This window comes from Pseudomonas sp. B21-012 (assembly GCF_024749305.1).
In the GTDB taxonomy this organism is placed as follows: domain Bacteria; phylum Pseudomonadota; class Gammaproteobacteria; order Pseudomonadales; family Pseudomonadaceae; genus Aquipseudomonas.
Window position 1 is genome coordinate 1,580,147 of sequence record NZ_CP087197.1, and the last position, 20,058, is coordinate 1,600,204.

At 62.9% G+C, this 20,058-nt stretch carries 11 protein-coding genes and 1 pseudogene; 5 read left to right on the forward strand and 7 right to left on the reverse strand.

Annotated features, from left to right (window positions below; all coding sequences use genetic code 11):
• Window positions 1-488 precede the first annotated feature (488 nt).
• Window positions 489-9,830, forward strand: a complete 9,342-nt coding sequence (locus LOY37_RS07280) for a retention module-containing protein (protein WP_258716557.1) — start codon at window positions 489-491, stop codon at window positions 9,828-9,830.
• A gap of 16 nt (window positions 9,831-9,846) precedes the next feature.
• Here LOY37_RS07280 and LOY37_RS07285 read toward each other — a convergent pair whose 3' ends face one another.
• Window positions 9,847-10,212 carry a YbaN family protein gene (locus LOY37_RS07285; protein WP_045200076.1) on the reverse strand — a complete coding sequence of 122 codons (366 nt, stop codon included), beginning with the start codon at window positions 10,210-10,212 and terminating at the stop codon, window positions 9,847-9,849.
• 10 nt (window positions 10,213-10,222) lie between these two features.
• A complete protein-coding gene (locus LOY37_RS07290; RefSeq protein ID WP_045200079.1) occupies window positions 10,223-10,810 on the reverse strand; it encodes a YecA family protein in 588 nt (195 codons plus the stop codon).
• 245 nt (window positions 10,811-11,055) lie between these two features.
• On the opposite strand from LOY37_RS07290, the gene recQ reads away from it, so the two are divergent.
• The gene (gene recQ / locus LOY37_RS07295; RefSeq protein WP_258716558.1) at window positions 11,056-13,194 is read left to right on the forward strand and encodes a DNA helicase RecQ; all 2,139 of its coding nucleotides are present in this window, start codon (window positions 11,056-11,058) and stop codon (window positions 13,192-13,194) included.
• Between the two features lie 118 nt (window positions 13,195-13,312).
• The gene (locus LOY37_RS07300; protein WP_045200083.1) at window positions 13,313-13,747 is read left to right on the forward strand and encodes a MarR family transcriptional regulator; all 435 of its coding nucleotides are present in this window, start codon (window positions 13,313-13,315) and stop codon (window positions 13,745-13,747) included.
• A 6-nt stretch (window positions 13,748-13,753) separates the two neighbouring features.
• Here the strand turns inward: LOY37_RS07300 and LOY37_RS07305 are convergent, their stop codons facing one another.
• Window positions 13,754-15,943, reverse strand: a complete 2,190-nt coding sequence (locus LOY37_RS07305) for a patatin-like phospholipase family protein (RefSeq protein WP_258597792.1) — start codon at window positions 15,941-15,943, stop codon at window positions 13,754-13,756.
• 70 nt (window positions 15,944-16,013) lie between these two features.
• On the opposite strand from LOY37_RS07305, the gene LOY37_RS07310 reads away from it, so the two are divergent.
• Entirely contained in the window at window positions 16,014-16,298 is a 285-nt protein-coding gene (locus LOY37_RS07310) for a SelT/SelW/SelH family protein (protein WP_258716559.1), read from the forward strand.
• Between the two features lie 3 nt (window positions 16,299-16,301).
• Here the strand turns inward: LOY37_RS07310 and LOY37_RS07315 are convergent.
• Window positions 16,302-17,185: pseudogene (locus LOY37_RS07315) on the reverse strand (DMT family transporter).
• A gap of 78 nt (window positions 17,186-17,263) precedes the next feature.
• Window positions 17,264-18,028: an AraC family transcriptional regulator gene (locus LOY37_RS07320; protein ID WP_258716560.1), complete on the reverse strand. Its 765-nt coding sequence runs from the start codon at window positions 18,026-18,028 to the stop codon at window positions 17,264-17,266.
• Window positions 18,029-18,163: 135 nt separating this feature from the next.
• Between LOY37_RS07320 and LOY37_RS07325 the strand changes: the two genes are divergently transcribed.
• The gene (locus LOY37_RS07325; RefSeq protein ID WP_258716561.1) at window positions 18,164-19,003 is read left to right on the forward strand and encodes a UDP-2,3-diacylglucosamine diphosphatase; all 840 of its coding nucleotides are present in this window, start codon (window positions 18,164-18,166) and stop codon (window positions 19,001-19,003) included.
• Here the strand turns inward: LOY37_RS07325 and LOY37_RS07330 are convergent.
• On the reverse strand, window positions 18,977-19,570 hold the full coding sequence (locus tag LOY37_RS07330; protein WP_258716562.1) for an HD domain-containing protein: 594 nt from the start codon (window positions 19,568-19,570) through the stop codon (window positions 18,977-18,979). The genes LOY37_RS07325 and LOY37_RS07330 overlap by 27 nt on opposite strands.
• A gap of 96 nt (window positions 19,571-19,666) precedes the next feature.
• Window positions 19,667-19,978, reverse strand: a complete 312-nt coding sequence (locus LOY37_RS07335; protein ID WP_093385834.1) for a DUF962 domain-containing protein — start codon at window positions 19,976-19,978, stop codon at window positions 19,667-19,669.
• Window positions 19,979-20,058 lie beyond the last annotated feature (80 nt).

The following is a 20,058-nucleotide window of genomic DNA, read 5'->3' on the forward strand; positions in this document are numbered from 1 at the left end:
CTGCGATTCGTCAAAAAAGTGACGAAAACCTGAGGTCAAACCGTATCAGGCTTGTAACAACAGAGCTAAGAACATTTACGCGCGAAGCTAAGAAGATTTTTTCATAAGAGTTATGCGAAAAAAAACTTATGCGGTCTAAGAAATCCGAGACATTGTTCATATCAGGCAGCCCGTGGAATCAGCGCTAGGGTGCATTTTTTCGGGCGTCAGAGAAAGTTCCCGTGTTTTTGCAGCAGAGGGCATGGATGTAGCGGAGGGGATGGAGGCGGGGCGAAGTTTGGCGACAAATTTTTGGCAGGTGTCACTAGGCCACTTCGCTCAATCACTTTCACCGCAGCTCTGGCAGGCGAAGTCATTGATTTCATTGAAATCATCTCGCACTGCCGGGCTGTTTTAGCGTTGGCCCGGGTTAATTCCGCTGGGCTGGCCACGCGATAGTTCAGCGCACGTTGCTGCAATCAACCGATTTGCAGTGGAGGAGTGCGCTCATGGCTAAGTTAATCGGTGTCGTCAGCAAGGTGGTGGGCGAAGTCTTCGCTGTAGGCAGCGATGGCAGCCGCCGGCCGCTGATTGAAGGCGACAAGGTATATGCCGGCGAGCAGCTGGACACAGGCCTTGCTGGCGCAGTCGCCGTCCACCTGCAAAACGGTGCCGAACTGACCCTCGGCCGTGACAGCAACCTGACCTTGACCCCTGAGCTGCTGGCGGATCGCGCGCCGCATGTTGATACACCGGAGTCGCAGACCCCCAGCCAGGCGCAACTGTCTGATGTCGAGAAACTCCAGCAAGCCATCGCTGCGGGTGCCGACCCGAGCCAGGACGCCGACCCCACTGCAGCCGGGCCAAGCACTGGCGGAGCAACGGGGGCACTGGGCGGCGGGCATACCTTCGTGATCCTCAACGAGGTGGCCGGGCGCGTTGATCCGCATATCGGCTTTCCCACTGCAGGCTTCAACGGCTTTCCCGAGTTGCCGCAGCTGGACGTCGGCCTGATCAACAACAATGACGAAGCCCCGCCAGTGCCGGTGATCGACAACCCGGTCAGCCTCGAAGGGCTTGCCGTCGAGGGCGGCGAGCTGTCGTTGAACGAGGCCAATCTACCCCAGGGCTCGGCCAGCAATCCGGCGGCCCTGACCCAGGCGGGCAGCTTCACCGTGCAGGCACCCGATGGGGTGTTCAACCTTAACGTCGGCGGCATCAATGTGGTCACTGCCGGTGCGGTGACCGGCATCGGCCAGTCGATCACCACTGGCCTGGGCAATTTGCTGACCATTACCGGCTATGACCCTGCCACTGGCGTGGTCAGCTACAGCTACACACTCAACGGTGCCGAAACCCACCCCAGTGGCGCGGGTGCCAACGGGCTTGGTGAAAGCATCGCGGTACTGGTCAGTGATACCGATGGCGACGTAGCCACTGGCTCGCTGGATGTCACGGTGATTGACGACGTACCGCGGGCAGTGGCCGATAGCAATGCCGTCACCGCCACCGAGAACCAGTTGACCCTGACCGGCAACGTGCTGACCAATGACGTGCAAGGCGCAGACCGGGTAGCAACCGGGCCGATTACCGCCGGCACCTTCGTCGGTACCTACGGCACTTTGGTGCTGGCCGCCGACGGTTCCTACACCTATACGCTGAATACTGCCGATCCGGATTTCATCAATCTGCATGGCGGTGGTAATGGCGTCGAGACCTTTACCTACACCCTCACCGATGCCGACGGTGATGTTTCCAGCGCCAATCTGGTGCTCAACGTCAGCAACCTCAATGACCCGGTGGAGCTCAACGGGCTGAGCATCAATGGCGGCGAGCTGGTGCTGTTCGAGAAGAACCTGGCAGCTGGCAGCAGCCCTGATGCGGCGGCACTGACCCAGAGTGGAACCTTCACCGTGACCGCCGCCGACGGCCTGCAATCGCTGACGGTGGGCGGTATCAATGTGATCAGTGCCGGGGTGGTCAATGGCTTCCCGCAATCACTCACCACGGCCCTGGGCAACACCCTGACCATCAACGGTTATAACCCGGCCACCGGGGAGGTCACCTACAGCTACACCCTCAATGGCAGCGAAGCGCATGCCGCCGGCAATGGCAGCAACTCACTGGGCGAGAGTTTCAACGTGGTTGCTACCGATACCGATGGCAGCAGCGCGAGCATGAGTATCGATGTTTCCATCGTCGACGACGTGCCGACCGCGGCAGGCGATACCAACGCCGTTACCGCTACCGAGAACCAGCTGACCCTGACCGGCAACGTGCTGACCAACGACGTGCAGGGTGCGGACCGTGTACCCACGGGGCCAATTACTGCCGGCACCTTCGTCGGCACCTACGGCACCTTGGTGCTGGCCGCCGACGGTTCCTACACCTACACGCTGAACACTGCCGATCCGGACTTCTTCAACCTGCATGGCGGCGGAAACGGGGTCGAGACCTTTACTTACACCCTGACCGATGCTGATGGCGATGTGTCCACCGCCAACCTGGTGCTCAACGTCACCAACCTCAATGACCCGGTGACTCTCAATGGCTTGAACGTTGAAGGCGGCGAGCTGACGGTTTTCGAGAAGAACCTCGGCGACGGCAGCAACCCGGATACGCCAGCCCTGACCCAGACCGGCAGTTTCACGGTGACCGCGCTGGACGGTGTGCAAACCCTGACCGTCGGTGGCATCACCGTAGTCAGCGGCGGGGTGGCCAACGGCTTCCCGCAATCGGCCACCACGGCGCTGGGCAATACCTTGACCATCACCGGTTATGACGCCTCGACCGGCGTGGTGACCTACAGCTACACCCTGCTCGACAACGAGGCCCACCCGAACGCCAACGGCACCAACAGCCTGGGCGAGAGCTTCACGGTCAGTGTGACGGACACCGACGGCAGCACTGCCAGCGGGTCCATCGATGTGAATATCGTCGACGACGTGCCGACCGCGGCAGGCGATACCAACGCCGTTACCGCTACCGAGAACCAGCTGACCCTGACCGGTAATGTGCTGACCAACGATGTGCAGGGTGCGGACCGTGTACCCACCGGGCCAATTACTGCCGGCACCTTCGTCGGCACCTACGGCACCTTGGTGCTGGCCGCTGACGGTTCCTACACCTACACGCTGAACACTGCCGATCCGGACTTCTTCAACCTGCATGGCGGCGGTAACGGGGTCGAGACCTTTACTTACACCCTGACCGATGCTGATGGCGATGTGTCCACCGCCAACCTGGTGCTCAACGTCACCAACCTCAACGACCCGGTGACCCTCAACGGCTTGAACGTTGAAGGCGGCGAGCTGACGGTTTTCGAGAAGAACCTTGGCGACGGCAGCAACCCGGATACGCCAGCACTGACGCAAACTGGCAGCTTCACGGTGACTGCGCTGGACGGTGTGCAAACCCTGACCGTCGGTGGCATCACCGTGGTCAGCGGCGGCGTGGCCAGCGGCTTCCCGCAATCGGCCACCACGGCGCTGGGCAATACCTTGACCATCACCGGTTATGACGCCTCGACCGGCGTGGTGACCTACAGCTACACCTTGCTCGACAACGAGGCCCACCCGAACGCCAACGGCACCAACAGCCTGGGCGAGAGCTTCACGGTCAGTGTGACGGACACCGACGGCAGCACTGCCAGCGGGTCCATCGATGTGAATATCGTCGACGACGTGCCGACCGCGGCAGGCGATACCAACGCCGTTACCGCTACCGAGAACCAGCTGACCCTGACCGGTAATGTGCTGACCAACGATGTGCAGGGTGCGGACCGTGTACCCACCGGGCCAATTACTGCCGGCACCTTCGTCGGCACCTACGGCACCTTGGTGCTGGCCGCCGACGGGTCCTACACCTACACGCTGAACACTGCCGATCCGGACTTCTTCAACCTGCATGGCGGCGGTAACGGGGTCGAGACCTTTACCTACACCCTGACCGATGCTGATGGCGATGTGTCCACCGCCAACCTGGTGCTCAACGTCACCAACCTCAACGACCCGGTGACCCTCAACGGCTTGAATGTTGAAGGCGGCGAGTTGACTGTTTTCGAGAAGAACCTTGGCGACGGCAGCAACCCGGATACGCCAGCACTGACGCAAACTGGCAGCTTCACGGTGACTGCGCTGGACGGTGTGCAAACCCTGACCGTCGGTGGCATTACCGTGGTCAGTGGCGGCGTGGCCAGCGGCTTCCCGCAATCGGCCACCACGGCGCTGGGCAATACCTTGACCATCACCGGTTATGACGCCTCGACCGGCGTGGTGACCTATAGCTACACCTTGCTCGATAACGAGAACCATCCGACAGCCAATGGCGCCAATAGTCTCAACGAAAGCTTTACGGTAACCGCCACCGATACCGACGGCAGCACCGCCAGCGGTTCCATCGATGTGAATATCGTCGACGACGTACCGACCGCGGCAGGCGATACCAACGCCGTTACCGCTACCGAGAACCAGCTGACCCTGACCGGCAACGTGCTGACCAACGACGTGCAGGGTGCGGACCGTGTGACAACCGGGCCGATCACCGCCGGCACCTTCGTCGGCACCTACGGCACATTGGTACTGGCCGCTGACGGTTCCTACACCTACACCCTCGATCCTACCGACGCAGACTTCAAAAACCTGCACGGTGGCGGCAATGGCACCGAGACATTCACTTACACCCTGAAGGACGCCGACGGCGACATCAGCACCGCCAACCTGGTGCTGAATATCACCAACCTCAACGACCCGGTGACCCTCAACGGCCTGAACGTCAACGGCGGCGAGCTGACCGTTTTCGAGAAGAACCTTGGCGACGGCAGCAACCCGAATATTCCGGCCCTGACCCAGAGCGCCAGCTTTACCGTCACCGCCCCGGACGGCCTGCAGACTCTGACCGTCGGTGGCATTACCGTGGTCAGTGGCGGCGTGGCCAGCGGCTTCCCGCAATCGGCCACCACGGCGCTGGGCAATACCTTGACCATCACCGGTTATGACGCCTCGACCGGCGTGGTGACCTATAGCTACACCTTGCTCGATAACGAGAACCATCCGACAGCCAATGGCGCCAATAGTCTCAACGAAAGCTTTACGGTAACCGCCACCGATACCGACGGCAGCACCGCCAGCGGTTCCATCGATGTGAATATCGTCGACGACGTACCGACCGCGGCAGGCGATACCAACGCCGTTACCGCTACCGAGAACCAGCTGACCCTGACCGGCAACGTGCTGACCAACGACGTGCAGGGTGCGGACCGTGTGACAACCGGGCCGATCACCGCCGGCACCTTCGTCGGCACCTACGGCACATTGGTACTGGCCGCTGACGGTTCCTACACCTACACCCTCGATCCTACCGACGCAGACTTCAAAAACCTGCACGGTGGCGGCAATGGCACCGAGACATTCACTTACACCCTGAAGGACGCCGACGGCGACATCAGCACCGCCAACCTGGTGCTGAATATCACCAACCTCAACGACCCGGTGACCCTCAACGGCCTGAACGTCAACGGCGGCGAGCTGACCGTTTTCGAGAAGAACCTTGGCGACGGCAGCAACCCGAATATTCCGGCCCTGACCCAGAGCGCCAGCTTTACCGTCACCGCCCCGGACGGCCTGCAGACTCTGACCGTCGGTGGCATCACCGTGGTCAGCGGCGGCGTGGCCAACGGCTTCCCGCAATCGGCAACCACCGCCCTGGGCAACACCCTGACCATCACCGGCTACAACCCGGCCACCGGCGTGGTGACCTACAGCTACACCTTGCTCGATAACGAGAACCATCCGACAGCCAATGGCGCCAATAGTCTCAACGAAAGCTTTACGGTAACCGCCACCGATACCGACGGCAGCACCGCCAGCGGTTCCATCGATGTGAATATCGTCGACGACGTACCGACCGCGGCAGGCGATACCAACGCCGTTACCGCTACCGAGAACCAGCTGACCCTGACCGGCAACGTGCTGACCAACGACGTGCAGGGTGCGGACCGTGTGACAACCGGGCCGATCACCGCCGGCACCTTCGTCGGCACCTACGGCACATTGGTACTGGCCGCTGACGGTTCCTACACCTACACCCTCGATCCTACCGACGCAGACTTCAAAAACCTGCACGGTGGCGGCAATGGCACCGAGACATTCACTTACACCCTGAAGGACGCCGACGGCGACATCAGCACCGCCAACCTGGTGCTGAATATCACCAACCTCAACGACCCGGTGACCCTCAACGGCCTGAACGTCAATGGCGGTGAACTGACCGTTTTCGAGAAGAACCTTGGCGACGGCAGCAACCCGAATATCCCGGCCCTGACCCAGAGCGCGAGCTTTACCGTCACCGCCCCGGACGGCCTGCAGACTCTGACCGTCGGTGGCATCACCGTGGTCAGCGGCGGCGTGGCCAGTGGCTTCCCGCAATCGGCAACCACCGCCCTGGGCAACACCCTGACCATCACCGGCTACAACCCGGCCACCGGCGTGGTGACCTACAGCTACACCTTGCTCGACAACGAGAACCATCCGACGGCCAATGGTGCCAACAGCCTCAACGAAAGCTTTACGGTAACCGCCACCGATACCGACGGCAGCACCGCCAGCGGTTCGATCGACGTCAATATCGTCGATGACCTGCCGAGCGCTGTTAACGACACCAACGCAGTTACGGCCACTGAAGTACAGCTGACCCTCACCGGCAATGTGCTGACCAACGACGTACAGGGCGCGGACCGCGTAACCGGGCCGATCACCGCTGGCACCTTTGTCGGTACCTACGGCACCCTGGTGCTGGCCGCCGACGGTTCCTACACCTACACCCTGAACCCCAACGATACGGACTTCATCAACCTGCACGGCGGTGGCACAGGTGTCGATACTTTCACCTACACCTTGCGCGATGCCGATGGCGACACCAGCACAGCGACGCTCAAGCTCAATGTCAGCAACCTGGACAACCCGGTCACCATTGACGGCCTGAACGTCAACGGTGGCGAGCTGACCGTCTACGAGAAGAACCTCAGCGACGGCACCAGCCCGGACTCTCCGGCCCTGACCCAGAGCGGCACCTTCACCGTGACGGCCCCTGACGGCCTGCAAAGCCTGACCGTCGGTGGCATCAGCGTGGTCAGTGGCGGGGTGGTCAACGGCTTCCCACAGAGCGGGACTACGCCGCTGGGTAACTCGATAACCATTACCGGTTACAACCCGGCCACCGGGGTGGTCAGTTACACCTACACCTTGCTCGACAACGAAAATCACCCGAACGCCAATGGCATCAACAACCTCAACGAGAGCATCAATGTCGTCGCCACCGACACCGATGGCAGCTCCGCCAACGCGACGATCGATGTGAAGATTGTCGACGACGTACCGAATGCAGTCGGGGCAGAACGCTCGGTGACTCCGGGGCAGGTGGACTCCAACCTGCTGCTGGTGATCGATGTGTCCGGCAGTATGAATGAGGCGTCCGGCGTGCCGGGGCTGACGCGTATGCAACTGGCCAAGCAGGCGATCAATGCCTTGCTCGACAAGTACGATGAAATGGGCGATGTAAAGGTCCAACTGGTGACCTTCTCCACCGGGGCCAACCAGCCTTCAACTGTGTGGGTGACCGTCGACCAGGCCAAGGCTATCGTCAACGGCCTCAGCGCAGGTGGTTCGACCTATTACGATTCGGCGATTACCTCGGCGCAGTCGGCCTACACCACCGGAGGTAAAATCACCGGTGCGCAAAATATCGTGTACTTCTTCTCCGACGGTGCGCCTACGTCGGGGCACGCGATTACCGCGCCCCGCGAAGCTGCCTGGGAGACTTTCCTAGATAGCAATGGGATCAAGTCCTACGCGATCGGTCTGGGCAGTGGCGTCAATGCCGGTAACCTCAATCCGTTGTCCTACGACGGTAGTACCCACACCGACACCAACGCCACGGTGGTCACCGACCTCAACCAGCTCAACTCGGTGCTGTCTGGCACCGTGCAGGGCGCACCGATCACCGGCAGCCTGATGAGTGGCGGCCAGTTCGGCGCTGATGGCGGCTTTATCAAGTCGCTGGTTATCGATGGCACTACCTACACCTACGATCCGAAGGGCAACGGCGGGGCGGGCTCTTATGCCACCAGCGGTGCGGCGGACCGGGGCACCTTCGATACCGGCACCAACAGCATTACCGTGAAGACGGCGATCGGCGGCAGCATCGTGGTCAACATGGATACCGGCGACTTTACCTACACGCCGCCCAAGGACACCGGCAGCGGCCAGGTCGAGCAGATCGGCTTCGTCGCCAGTGACAACGATGGCGATACCGCCAGTGCCAACCTGGTGATCAATGTCTACGCCAACACCGCGCCAGTGGCCGGGGCCGACCATGTCATCAGCAACATTCTGTCGAGCAGCATCACCGTGCCCGCCGAAGCCTTGCTGGCCAATGACAGCGACGCCAACCATGACCGCCTGAGCGTGCCGTCGACGACCACCTTCGATACCGGCTGGGCGGCAAAAGGGGCAGGCTTTACCGTGGGCAGCGGGACACCGCCGACGGTTGTCTTCAACGGTACTAACAACACCGGCGCCAACCAGCTGCGGGACCTGCCGCGCAGTGCCTTCAGAGGCCCGGCCGATGCCATGACGGCGGCACTGGTTGTCAGCGGATACCTGGGGGCTGTGACCACTGCCAATGCCAACGATGAGGACCTGTTGACCGTTACCCTGAAAAAAGGCGAGACGCTGACCCTCGATCACAACCTGGCAGCGGGCAACATCCTGATGGAGTGGAAGGACGAGAGCGGCAGCTATCAAACCATCGCCGACGGCGGCTCTTTCACCGCCAGCCATGCCGGCGTCTACAGCATCCACCTGGTCAACCTCACCAATACGTCAGGCAGCAACACCAACGCGGCTGAAAACTACGCGCTGACCATGACTGTCGACTATTCCAACGCCCAGAACGAAACCGCCTACGGCACCTATACCGTCAGCGACGGGCATGGTGGCAGCAGCACCGGCAATGTCGACATCGTTTATCAGGAGGGCAATACCCTCACCGGTACCAGCGGTGACGATACCCTGCTGGCCGGCGCCGGCAACGATACCCTCAATGCAGGTGCGGGCAACGATGTGTTGATCGGCGGGGATGGCAACGACTTCCTCTACGGCGGTGATGGCAATGACCTGTTGATCGGTGGTGCCGGCAACGACCTGCTCGACGGTGGCGCGGGTATCGACACCGCCAGTTACGCCAGTGCCGGCAGCGCGGTGACGGTCAATCTGAGCACGGTCGGGGCGCAGAACACCGGGGGTGCCGGTACCGACACCCTGGTGGCGATCGAGAACCTGATCGGTTCGGACTACAACGACACCCTTACCGGCAACGACAACGCCAACGTGCTCAATGGCGGTCTGGGCAACGACACCCTGATTGGCGGTGGCGGTGATGATGTGCTGATCGGCGGTCCGGGCAACAACACCCTGACTGGCGGCACGGGTAGCGATACCTTCCTGTACCAGCAGGGCAACACCGGGCACGACGTGGTCACTGACTTCACCCCGGGCACCGATCGTCTGGACCTGTCGCAACTGTTGCAGGGTGAGAATTCAACGACAGCGTCGCTGGATGACTACCTGCACTTCAAGGTCACCGGCAGTGGCGCCAGCGTGGTGTCGACCATCGAGGTCAGCTCGGTGGCAGGTGCGGCGCCGACTCAGACCATCGACCTGGCAGGGGTGAACCTGGCCCAGCACTATGGTGTGACGGCAGGTGCGGGCGGGGTGATTGCGGCAGGGCAGGACACGGCGACGATCATCAACGGCATGCTCAACGATCATTCGTTGAAGGTGGATACCGTATAGGCCTGTTGCTGCAGTCTCAGGACGGGCGCCGCAGGGTTTTCTGCCGCAGGATGTAAATGCTCACCAGCACCGCGCTGGTGAGCATGAACCCCCGCGCCCAGATCAGCGGCACCAGGTAGCAGGACAAACCGATGCTCAGCCACATCAGGCCGATGGCGTAGACCTTGCCTTTGAGGGGAATGCCTTCGCCACTGAGGTAGTCACGAATCCACGGCCCGAGCTTGGGGTGGTTGACCAGCCAATGGTGAAAGCGCGGCGAGCTGCGCGCAAAGCACGCAGCAGCCAGGAGCAGGAACGGGGTGGTCGGCAGTACCGGCAGGAAAATCCCGATCACCCCCAGCGCGACGCTGAGCCAGCCGATGGCCAGCAGCAGGTAGCGCATGGATGCCGACTCAGTGGTGGCGAGGCTTGAGCAGGGCTGGCTTCTCGTCCGGCGCGTGCAGCAGCAGGTACAGCGCGGTCAGGGCTTCAGGGATCTGCACGATCATGTCGTCCTGCAGGTTGGCGTCCTTGGCGATGTCTTCGAATTCTGGCTGTTCATCGAACAGTCCGGAACCGACCATGATCGGCAGGAGCATCTCGCTGACTTCATCTTCAGCGGTCTCGAACCAGGCCTCTTCGCGCATGAACACGCCTTCCATGAAGCCGATGCACCAGCCGCGCAGGTCGGAGTCGTCCGGGTCTTCACCCAGGTCGAGGTCGCACGGCAGTTCGAATTCCTCGTCGCTGGCCAGCTGGCGGGCAACGTGGGCTTTGAGCTGGATCAGCGTGGCTTCGATCTCTTCACGCTGGGCGTCGTCCTTGTAATGCGGCTCTTCGGCGAACAGGGCGTCGATCCATTCGCGCTCGGGAACCTCTTCGGCACCGATCGACAGCGCGGTCAGGAAGCCGTGGGCGGCCACGTAGTCGAGCGCCTCTTCATGCAGCTCGTCGGCGTCGAGGAAGGCTTGCAGGCGGGTCAGTTGCTCGGCGAAGGACATTACGGGGCTACCTTGGGAATAAACGATACTGAATTCTAGCACCTTGCAGCGCAAACGAGGCAAAGGAAGACGTCTATCGCAGAGCATCCTGCTAGGCCGCAGGCTCCGGTATAATGCCCGGCTTTTATCCCAGGGCCCTTGCAACTCGGGGGTCGGGTAAAAGCCGCTTACGCATTTTCGGGTGTCGCCAGCGGGTTTTTCGTCCAGCCTGTGCCCAGGATGGTTCTGCGATTTTTGGAGTTTTTATGCTCGAACAGGCTCAGCGCGTCCTCAAGGACATCTTCGGTTACGACAGTTTTCGGGGTCGCCAGGGCGCGATCATCGAATGCGTGGCCAAGGGTGGCGATGCGCTGGTCCTGATGCCCACCGGCGGCGGCAAGTCGCTGTGCTTCCAGGTCCCGGCCCTGTTGCGCCCGGGCCTGGCGGTGGTGGTCTCGCCGTTGATCGCGCTGATGGACGATCAGGTGGCGACCCTCGACGAACTGGGTGTTGCCGCCGCCTCGCTGAACTCCACCCTCAGTGCCGAGCAGCAGCGCGAACTGGCCGGGCGTATCCGCCGCGGCGAAGTGAAGATGCTCTACCTGGCCCCCGAGCGCCTGGTGCAGCCGCGCATGCTCGATTTCCTGCGTACCCTCGACATCGCCCTGTTTGCCATCGACGAGGCCCACTGTGTGTCGCAGTGGGGCCATGACTTCCGTCCCGAGTACCTGCAACTGGGGCAACTGGCCGAGCTGTTCCCCAACGTGCCGCGCATTGCCCTGACCGCCACCGCGGACATGCGCACCCGTGAAGAGATCGTCACCCGCCTGCACCTGCAGAACGCCGAGCGCTTCCTGTCGAGCTTCGACCGGCCGAACATCTTCTACCGCATCGTGCCCAAGGAGCAGCCGCGCAAGCAGTTGCTGGCGTTCCTCGGCGAGCGGCGCGGCAACGCCGGTATCGTCTACTGCCTGTCGCGCAAGAAGGTCGACGACGTCGCCGCCTACCTGTGCGAGCAGGGCTTCCCGGCCTTGCCTTACCATGCCGGCCTGCCTGCCGAGACCCGCGCCTCCAACCAGCGGCGCTTTCTCAACGAGGAAGGCCTGATCATGGTCGCCACCATTGCCTTCGGCATGGGCATCGACAAGCCCAACGTACGCTTCGTTGCTCACCTCGACCTGCCCAAGTCGCTCGAGGCCTACTACCAGGAAACCGGCCGCGCCGGTCGTGACGGCCTGCCTGCCGATGCCTGGATGGCCTACGGCCTGCAAGACATGGTAATGCTCAAGCAGATGCTGCAAAACTCTGAAGGCGACGAGCGCCACAAGCGCATCGAGCAACACAAGCTCGATGCCATGCTCGCCCTGTGTGAAGAAACCCGCTGCCGCCGCCAGACCCTGCTCAACTACTTCGACGAAGAGTTGCCGCAGCCGTGCGGCCACTGTGACAACTGCATCGATGGCGTGCAGACCTGGGATGCCACCGAGCCTGCGCGCCAGGCGCTGTCGGCGGTGTACCGTACCGGTCAGCGTTATGGCGTCGGCCACCTGGTGGATGTGCTGCTGGGCCGCGACAACGAAAAGATCCGCAATTTCGGCCACGAGAAACTGGCCGTGTACGGCGTCGGCAAGGACCGCTCCGAGCACGACTGGCGTTCGCTGTTCCGCCAGTTGGTCGCCCGCGGCCTGGCTGACATTGACCTCGAAGGTTACGGCGGCCTGCGCCTGTCCGACACGTGCCGGCCGTTGCTGCGCGGTGAAGTCAGCCTCGAGCTGCGTAAAGATCTCAAGCCACAAACCAGCAGCAAGGGTGGCAGCAGCAGTGGCGGCAGCCCGGCCAGCCAGCTGGTGCGTGGCGAAGAGCGCGAACAATGGGAAGCCCTGCGTGCGTTGCGCCGCAAGCTGGCCGAAGAACATGGCGTGCCGCCGTATGTGATCTTCCCCGATTCGACACTGCTGGAGATGCTGCGCAGCCAGCCCACCAGCCTCAGCGAGATGGGCCGGGTCAGCGGCGTCGGTGCGCGCAAGCTCGAGCGTTACGGCGAAGCCTTCCTCGAAGTGCTGGGTGGCGGCGTCGAAGCGCCAAAGATCGTCACCGACCTGCGCCACGAACTGGTCAGCCTGGCCCGCGCCGGCATGACTCCGATGCAGATCGCCGGGCAGCTGAACTGCAGCGAAAAGAACGTCTACAGCCTGCTTGCCGAGGCCATTGGCCGCCAGGAGCTGTCACTGGACCAGGCCCTGGACCTGCCGGAAGACCTGCTGGGTGAAGTTCAGGATACCTTCCTCGATGGTGAAGGCGAGTTGCCGCCGGTGTCGGCGATTGCCGAGCAGTTTGGCGGGCGAGTGCCCGAAGGTGTTTTGTATTGCGTACGGGCCGCGCTGGCTGCCGAATTCGAGATGTAAAACCGGCCTTGTCATCATTTATAACGATTATCGAAGCACCGCCAGCCGTATGAGCCTTGCCTGCGGCTCACGGTCATGGTTAGCTGACTAATAATTAGTTCTGATGATGAGTTTCTCTATGCCGTTGACCGACCAACACAAATTCGGGATGCAGCTGGCACACATGTCCCGCGGCTGGCGCGCCGAACTGGATCGCCGCCTGGCCGGGCTGAACCTGTCCCAGGCCCGCTGGCTGGTGCTGCTGCACCTGGCTCGTTTCGACGAGGCGCCGACCCAGCGCGAGCTGGCCCAGAGTGTCGGCGTCGAGGGGCCGACCCTGGCCCGCTTGCTCGATAGCCTGGAAACCCAGGGGCTGGTGCGCCGTCAGGCGGTGCTCGAAGACCGACGGGCGAAAAAAATCCTCCTCTGCCCACCGGCCAAGCCTTTGATCGACCAGATCGAAACCATTGCCAACGCCTTGCGCGCCGAGCTGTTCGTCGGTGTTGACGAAGAGGACATGCGCATTTGCATGCGCGTCCATGCGCGGATCCTGGCCAACCTGGAAAAGTCCTGATCCTGCTCAGAAGGTGTGACCCAGGTTCAGGTACATCGCCTTCTGATTCTCGCTGTTGGCCCCGTAGCTGAAGTTCAGCGGCCCCAGGGGCGTCTCGAAACCGACGAAGATGCTGGCTGCATTGATGTAGCCACTGTCGAACTCGTTGTCGTTGTTCCAGGCCCGGCCGCGCTCCAGCGAACCGCCCAGGTACAACGGGAAGTCCAGCGGCAGGTAGGCGCGTGGGGTCAGGCGGCGGTAGTAGACCACGCGCATCAGGCTGACGTTTTGCCCGGATACCGAATCCTGGCGAAAGCCCGACAGCTGCCGGGCGCCGCCGAGCACGAAGCTTGAGGTGACCACTTCGGCATCATCCAGGGTCCTGCCGTAGCGCCCGCCTACCACCCAGGTGTTGGGGCCGCTGCTCATGGCCTTGTCGATGTTCAAGTCCCACTGCCGGTAGCGCTGGTCCGAGCCCAGGTTCGGGTCGTACTGGCGCAAAGTCAGGTTGATGTCCTCGCCGCTGTGGGGGAAGTAGACGTTGTCGAGGCTGTCGAACGAGTACTTGAGCTCGTAAAAACCTTCGTTGAAGTTGACCTTGGGCAGGTCCTGGTCGCCGATGCGCACCTCAGCCTGGCCCCAGGCCTGGCCGACGCCAAAGCGCACTTCGCCGTTGTTGCCGATCTGCCGACCGAAGTTGAGACCGAAGCCATAGCGCTCCAGACGGTATTCGGCAATCGGGTCGTCGTCCAGGGTCGCCTCGATGTTTTGCGAGCCGAGGTCAATGTATGGCGCGATGAAATAGCGCGAGCCGGCATCCAGCGGCTGGTAGAACTCGCTGTACAGCTCTTGCTGGTCGCCGATCTGCGCGCGGGTCAGCCATTCGGCGCCGAGGGAGTTGATGCCGTTGACCCGGTAGCTGGCACCGATGTTGAAGGCGCTGTCGCCGCGCATGTCGTCCGACAGGTTCAGACCCAGGCGCAGGTAGTCGGTGCCGCCGCGACGGCCACGGGCGTTGATCACCAGGGTGTTGTCGTCACCCTTGTGCACTACCCGGTACTGGACCCGGTCGAAGTAGTCGAGGCCGTACAGGGTGCCCATGTCGGTCTGCAGGCGGCCCAGTTCCAGTGGCTCGCCGATGGGTTGGCGAATGTAGTAGCGGATCACGTCGTCGCTGACTTTTGAATCGTTCTCGATGCGGATCGCGGTGATCACCGGTGTGCGCTGGCTCGGCGAGCGTGCGGCCAGCAGCTCGCCGTCGCTGGCCTGCGGGCGCTTGAGCACCGCCAGGCGTGCGTCCAAAGCGCGGGCGGCGCGGTAGCCGGCGTCGATCATGTCCTGGGCGCGGCCGAAATCGGTGACGCCAAAACTCGACAGCGGTGGCTGGATGAGAATGTCGTCGCGGTGCAGCGCTGCCAGTTGCTCTTCGGAGTTGCGTCGGGTCATCAGGGTGATCGACTGGTTGAGCACATCGACCACGGTTGCCAGCTGCTTGCGGCTGCGCAGCGGGGTGCCGATATCGACGACGATGGCCACGTCCACACCCATCTCGCGCGCGACGTCCAGGGGAATGTTGTCGACCATGCCGCCATCGACCAGTAGCCGGCCATCGATCTCGACCGGGGCGAACACCGCCGGGATCGACATGCTGGCGCGAATCACCTGGGGCAGGTGGCCACGACGGAATACCACCTTTTCGCCGCTGGCGATGTCGGTGGCCACGGCGCGGAAGGGAATCGGCAGCTTGTCGAAGTCGCGGGTGTCGCTGGTGTGGGCGAGCATGCTTTCCAGCAGCAGCGCCAGGTTCTGGCCCTGGATCACCCCCAGCGGCAGGCCCAGGCTGCCGTCGTCGCGAAAGCTGAGCTTTTGTTTGACGAGAAAGTCGCGGTCATCCTGCTTGCGCCGAAACGGCACGTCCTTGCGCGGCGGCGCGTCGGACAGCGCCTGCTGCCAGTCGATGTTGAGGGCGAGCTTTTCCAGTTCGTCGATCTTGTAGCCGGAGGCGTACAGGCCGCCGACCACCGCGCCCATGCTGGTGCCGGCAATCGCATCGACCTTGATGCCCTGTTCTTCCAGGGCCTTGAGCACGCCGATATGGGCCAGGCCACGGGCAGCACCGCCGGAGAGCACCAGGCCGACTTTCGGTCGGGGCGCTTCGGCGGCCAGCAGCGGGAAGCAAACGAACATCAGCAGCAGGGATAACAGCAGGCGGTGCATCATGACTCTCGGAGCGAAGGCTAAAGACCGCTAGTATAAGCGCGCCCACCTGTCAGGAGACCTTCAGTGTATGTCCGCGCCTAAACCGGAAATTGTCATTACCTACTGCACCCAGTGCCAATGGCTGCTGCGTGCCGCCTGGCTGGCCCAGGAACTGCTGAGCACCTTCAGCGACGATCTGGCGCGGGTGGCCCTTGAACCCGCCACCGGTGGCTCCTTCCGTATTACCTGCGACGGCGTGCAGATCTGGGAGCGCAAGGCCGATGGCGGCTTCCCTGAAGCCAAGGTGCTCAAGCAGCGCGTGCGCGACCAGATCGACCCGCAGCGTGATCTGGGCCACAACGACCGGCCCTGACCCTCAGCCCTCGGCGAGCGCCGCCTTGCCTACTTGATTGCCGGCCGCCAGGCGGCTGGAAATGACGATGGCGAGAATGATCAGCACACCGCCCATAAGCATGCGCAAAGTCGGGGTTTCGGCGAAGATCAACCACGCCATGGCGATGCCGTAGACCGGCTCCAGGGCAAACACCACGGCAGCGGTGCGCGCCTTGATCACCGCCAGGCTGGCGACGAACAGGCTGTGGGCGACGCCGGTACAGAACACCCCAGCAGACCGATCCACAGCCAGTCCATGGCGCTGACGCGGCCCAGCGCCGGCGCGGCCACCGGCAACAGGCACAGGGCGACCACGGCGTTCTGGCACAGTGCCGCCTGCACCGCCGGGATGCGCCCGGAGCCTGCACGGTTGGTCAATGACAGCAGTGAAAACAGCAGGCCTGACAGCAGCGACCAAAGCAGGCCGCCGGTGGCCTGGCTGGCCAGGTCGAAGTCCGGGGTTACCAGCACCAGGCCGATGCTCACCAGCAGCACCAGGACGATCTCGTTGGTGCGGATGCGCTCGCGAAACAGCAGGCCTTCAAGGATCACGGTAAAGGCCGGGAAGCTGGCAAAGCCGAGGGTGGCGATGGCGACACCGGCGACTTTCACCGAAATGAAAAAGCTCACCCAGTGCCCGGCCAGCAGTACGCCGCCGAGCAGCAGGCGGCGCCAGTCCCGGGCCTGCAGGGGCTGCCAGGCCTTGCGCGCAAAGCCTGCGAACACGGCCAATGCCAGCACGGCAAAAGCGGCTCGGCCGAAGACGATGATCGCCGGTGCGGCGCTGGCCAGTTTGCCGAACACGCCGGTCAGGCCGAAAAACAGTGCGCCGATGTGCAGGGCGCCGAGGGCAGTGCGGTGATTCATGGTGGTCCTTGTCAGAGAGCAGGGCAGCGGCGCCAGTTTACGGGGGCGGCGCTGGCGCTGTCTGTCGCGGTCCTCGCGTCAATTGTCGGCAGAGTCGCGGCGCAGGGCACCGGGCGATCTGCCAAAGGCCTTGAGCATGGCGGCGGCAAAGGCGCTTTGCGAGCTGTAGCCGACCTGGCAGGCGATATCGCCGATCGGCAAGCGGGTATCGCGTAGTAGCTGCCGCGCGCGTAGCAGGCGACGCTGGCGTACATAGTCCATGGGCGTGACCCCGCATTCAGCCATGAACCGCGCATGCAGGCGCGCGCTGGAAAGCCCGGCCAGGCGCGCCAGGTCGGCCACCTGCAGCGGGTAGGCGGCGTTCTGCTCGATATGCGCATCGAAGCGGGCATAGGGCAGTGAGGTTGTCGGCGCAACGGGCGCCGCGCCGCCGTTCAGGCTGGCCAGCAGCAACACTGCACCGTGCTGGGCGATCAGCGGATCGTTGATCGAGCTGGCCGCCAGCCAGTCGACCAGTTGCTGTTGGCGAGTGTCCAGGCTCAACGGCCCGGCCCGCTCCAGCAGGCGCTGGCTGGCGTCCAGGTGCGCGCCCAGGCTCTGGCCCAGCCAGTTGTCGACCGGGACGTCCAGCACCAGGCAATCGCTGCCGACAGTACTGCCGCAGGTGTGATGGCGGCCAGCCGGGACCACCATCAGGTCCTGGCGGTCCAGCTGCGCGCCGCGGCCTTCGACCTCGAACTCCAGGCGCCCGCGCAGGCCGAACACCAGTTGCGGATGGTCGTGGCTATGGGCGATCAGGTCGTGGCGATAATGGCGCAGGGAAAGTATCGGGGCGCGGCTCATCGAAGGCTCCTCCGGCAATCGCAGCAGTGTACAGGCAAGCAGGCGGGCCGGGCATGTCATCAGACCGACACCGGGCGGTCACGTTCGATTCACCGCTGCTTGGCAAGCTGGCGCAAACCTTCCCGGAGCCTGCCGATGACCCGTGCCGAGCTTGCCAGACCCTCGCGCAAACAGCGCGTGCGCACCCTGTGGATCTCGGACGTGCACCTGGGCACCCGGGATTGCCAGGCCGAGCACCTGTCGCAGTTCCTCAAAGGCTACCAGGCCGATCGCATCTACCTGGTCGGCGACATCATCGATGGCTGGAAGCTGCGCGGCGGCATGTACTGGCCCCAGGCGCACACCAACGTGATCCGCCGCCTGCTGACCATGAGCAAGCGCGGCACCGAGGTGATCTACGTGACCGGCAACCATGACGAGTTCCTGCGTCGCTACTCCAAGCTGGTGCTGGGCAATATCCAGTTGGTCGACCAGGCCGAGCACCTTACCGCCGATGGCCGGCGCCTGCTGGTGATTCATGGCGACCAGTTCGACGTGATCACCCGTTATCACCGCTGGCTGGCGTTCCTCGGCGACTCGGCCTATGAATTCACCCTGACCCTCAACCGCTGGCTCAACCACTGGCGTGCGCGCTATGGCTACGGCTACTGGTCGCTGTCGGCGTACCTCAAGCACAAGGTCAAGACCGCAGTCAGCTTCATCAGCGACTTCGAGGAGGCAATCGCCCATGAATGCGTCAAGCGCGGCTTTCATGGCGTGGTCTGCGGGCACATTCACCATGCCGAGATCCGCAAGGTCGGCGAGGTGGATTACCTCAACTGCGGTGATTGGGTCGAGTCGTGCACGGCACTGATCGAGCACTGGGACGGCAGCATCGAGCTTTATCGCCTGGCCGACGCCCAGGCCGAAGCCGCCCGGCGCCAGGCCGGGCTGGGGGAGCTGGTGGATTCAGGCAGTGGCGGCGGGCTGCTTTAGCGCGGCCTTGTAGATCGACTGCCGGGGCTGGGCGAACAGGCGCTGCAGCATCGGTTCGAAGAAGCTCAGGGGCAGGCTGTCGTAGCCCGGATCGAAGGCAGCGGCATCGTATTTGGCGCAAAACTCGATGGTTTGCTGGTACTGCGGATGGTCCTGGAATTGCTCGCGCAGGTGCCGGTCCATGCCCAGATGGTGGAAAAAGTAGTAGCCCTGGAACACCCCGTGTTTTTCTACCATCCACAGGTTTTCCGGGCTGATGAACGGCTTGAGGATGGCGGCGGCGATGTCTGGGTGGTTATAGCTGCCCAGGGTGTCGCCGATGTCGTGCAGCAGCGCGCAGACCACGTACTCTTCATCGCGCCCGTCACGCCAGGCGCGGCTGGCGGTTTGCAGGGAGTGGCTCAGGCGGTCGATGGGAAAGCCGCCGAAGTCGCCATCGAGCAGCCGCAGGTGCGCCAGGATGCGATCGGCCAGCTGGCTGGCATAGGCCCTGAAATCCTCGGCGATGATTGCCCAGTCCTGCTCGGTACCGTCCTGCATGTGGTTAAAGCGGGCTTGCTGGTTCATCGGCGCTCCGAAACGCGGGGTTTCAGGGCACTCTACCTGTACCGTTGGTCGGGGCAGTGGCCGCACGGGACGGGTTTCTGACCTTGCGGGCCGAAATCAGAAGCTGACCTTGCCGCGCAGCATGTCGCGGTACATGGCGAAGTCGCCAATCAGGCTGTACAGCGGGTGCTTGAAGGTGGCGGGGCGGTTTTTCTCGAAGAAGAAGTGCCCGACCCAGGCAAAGCCGTAACCGGCAAAGGGCAGGGCCAGCAGCAGCAACCAGTTGCCGCTGCCCAGGGCAAAGGCGAGTACGGCGATGACCAGGCTGGTACCGACGAAATGCAGGCGCCGGCAGGTGGGATTACTGTGCTCACCCAGGTAATAGGGGTAGAACTCGGCAAAACTGCGAAATTGCTGAGGGCTGTTCACGACACTGCTCCAGAGTCTGGTCAATCTGACGAAGATACACGGCGTGGAGCCTGATCTGAGTCTAGAGTGAGTAACACTAC